The organism is Halanaerobiales bacterium (assembly GCA_035270125.1).
In the GTDB taxonomy this organism is placed as follows: Bacteria; Bacillota; Halanaerobiia; order Halanaerobiales; family DATFIM01; genus DATFIM01.
Window position 1 is genome coordinate 1 of record DATFIM010000059.1, and the last position, 2,542, is coordinate 2,542.

Below are 2,542 nucleotides of genomic sequence, written 5' to 3' on the forward strand. Positions count from 1 at the left end.
TAAATATATGAAGAGGTGATTAATATTCAGGACAGAAATAAAGGAATTATTCTAATTTTACTTTCATCATTGTCTTTTGCACTTATGGCAGCAACAGTTAAATTTTTAGGAGATATGCCTATCCCGGAAAAAATATTTTTCCGCAATTTACTTGGGGCATCTGTAGTTTTTTATATAATCAAAAAAAGAGGAAAGTCGTTTAAAGTCAATAATAAAAAATTTATGGCTTTAAGGTTATTAACTGGAGTTTTAGGAATGACCAGTTATTATTATGCTCTGTCAAAAATACATCTTTCTGATGCAGTTATCTTACATAAGATGGCCCCATTTTTTGTAATAATTTTTGCAGCAGTATTTTTAGGAGAAAAAATAAAGAAACCACAGTATATTGCACTTGTTCTGGCAATTGCTGGGGCAGTTTTTGTTATTAAACCCAGATTTGATTCATCAGTTATACCTTCCCTTGTGGCCTTTGCATCAGCACTATTTTCAGGGGTATCTTATACAGTAATTCGTTATCTTAAAAACAGTGATTCACCTCAGGTGATTGTTTTCTACTTTCTAACATTTTTAGTTATTGTAATGTTTCCCTTTATGTTAGCGGGTTATTTTGTAATGCCGACTCCAACTCAGTGGGTGGCATTATTCTTTTTAGGAGTTTTTGGAACAGCCGGTCAGTTATTAATGACAAATGCCTATCATTTTGCTCCAGCTGGGGAACTTTCAATTTATACTTATTCTAATATTGTTTTTTCAACTTTAATTGGTCTTATTATTTGGACTGAAATTCCAGATTACTTGAGTATTATTGGTGGAGCTTTAATAATTATTGCCGGTATTATTAATTATAGAGCTAAGGATAATCTTGAAAAACAGGGAGCAGTCTAAAATTATAAAGGAGGTATTTTTCTTATGAAAAAAGTTATGATCCCACTTGGAGAAGGATTTGAGGAGATCGAAGCAGTTACTAATATTGATGTTTTTAGAAGAGCAGGACTTGAAGTTGTAACTGCCGGTTTAGGCAAAAAAGAAGTTGAGGGTGATCATGGACTTAAAATTAAAGCAGACCTTCTTATAAAAGAAGTTGATATTAATGAAATTGAGGCGATTGTCTTACCAGGTGGTATGCCAGGTGCAGAAAACCTGCGTAATAGTGATAAACTCCTCTGGTTAATTAGTGAATTAGATCAAAAGGGTGGCCTGGTTGCAGCTATTTGTGCGGCACCTATGGTTCTGGATAAGGCAGGAGTTATTGAGGATAAAAATGCTACCAGTTATCCAGGATTTAAAAGAAAAATGCCTTCCTGTAATTATTTTGAAGAAAGAGTTGTAAGAGATCATAATGTAATTACAGGAAGAGGTCCAGGAGTAGCCATGGAATTTGCTCTGGAAGTAGTGCGTTATTTGTTGGGCCATGAAAAAGTTGATGAGCTTAAAGAACAGATGCTGACCAACTTTTAATCTAGAAATACTTTTGGATTTACAAAAATATTTGAAACTTTAATTGTCCAGTGGAGATGGGGTCCGGTAGAAAATCCAGTTGACCCTATTTCTCCTATTTTGTCTCCTTTATTAACTTTTTCACCATTTTGAACATTCATCTTATTTAGATGAGCATAGGCTGAAAAGATGTTATGCCCGTGGTCAATGATAACTGTATTTCCGGTTACAGTTAGATTTGCTGCCAGGGTTACAATCCCAGTGTTTGTTGCTTTAACAATTGTCCCGGTAGGAGCTGCGATATCAATACCTGAATGTCTGCTTTGTAGACTGCCATTTACATAACGAGTAGCACCAAAATCAGTGGAGATTGTTCCCTGCAGAGGCCAGATAAAAGCATTTTCATATAATTTGTGACTGGAACTATTACGACGTGCTTTTGCTACTTTTTCTCTATCTTCTTTTAATTTTTTCTGTAAAGCTTTGTCTTCTTCATCTGGTCTTACCAGTTTTTCTTTATCTTCACTAACTTTTATCCAGCTTTCAGGAAAGTTACCTTTAAGGACTTTAATGTTTTTGTGATAAATATAATTGTTATTTTCTTTTATTTTTAAATTATGGATACCGGGTTGGACCCAATATGAAGCAGCAATAATTGTTTCTAAACTGTTATTATTACTCTCATAAAAAGAAAAATTATTACCGGAGAATTTGGCATTATAGTTTTCAGGTTTTAAATCTATAGTATTACTTTTTAAAGTGACTTTAATTATTTCTCCCTGCTGGATTTTTAGATCATTAAGGATTATTTCTACATCAGAGGCAAAAATAGTGCTGGAAAAGAGAAAAGTTATAAAAAGAAAGAGCAAGAGTGATAGTTTTACTTTGTTTTTATTCATAATAGATTCCTTTCTATTTAAGTTTTTAGTTTTAATTTTAATATAATTTTATCATTAAATTGAGTTAGCTGCAATAATAAAAGGAGGCAAAAAAGATGACTGATAAGATTAAAGCTTTTATACTTGATCTTGATGGGGTAATTACTGATACTGCTGAATTTCATTTTAAAGCCTGGAAAAAGATGGCTGATGAAGAAGGGATT

Annotated in this window: 3 protein-coding genes; 2 read left to right on the top strand and 1 reads right to left on the bottom strand. The window is 32.9% G+C overall.

From position 1 onward, the window contains the following. Window positions 1-15 precede the first annotated feature (15 nt). Both VJ881_03185 and VJ881_03190 read left to right on the top strand, forming a co-directional pair. The gene (locus tag VJ881_03185) at window positions 16-888 is read left to right on the top strand and encodes a DMT family transporter (protein HKL75048.1); all 873 of its coding nucleotides are present in this window, start codon (window positions 16-18) and stop codon (window positions 886-888) included. Between the two features lie 24 nt (window positions 889-912). Next, window positions 913-1,461 carry a DJ-1 family glyoxalase III gene (locus VJ881_03190; GenBank protein HKL75049.1) on the top strand — a complete coding sequence of 183 codons (549 nt, stop codon included), beginning with the start codon at window positions 913-915 and terminating at the stop codon, window positions 1,459-1,461. Here the strand turns inward: VJ881_03190 and VJ881_03195 are convergent. Then, complete coding sequence (locus VJ881_03195; GenBank protein HKL75050.1) at window positions 1,458-2,339, bottom strand: M23 family metallopeptidase; 882 nt, start codon at window positions 2,337-2,339, stop codon at window positions 1,458-1,460. The genes VJ881_03190 and VJ881_03195 overlap by 4 nt on opposite strands. Between the last annotated feature and the right edge of the window lie 203 nt (window positions 2,340-2,542).

Coding starts and splice junctions, on each gene's coding strand:
- VJ881_03195 (HKL75050.1), bottom strand. CDS start 2,339: ATGAATAAAAACAAAGTAAAACTATCACTCTTGCTCTTTCTTTTTATA.
- VJ881_03190 (HKL75049.1), top strand. CDS start 913: ATGAAAAAAGTTATGATCCCACTTGGAGAAGGATTTGAGGAGATCGAA.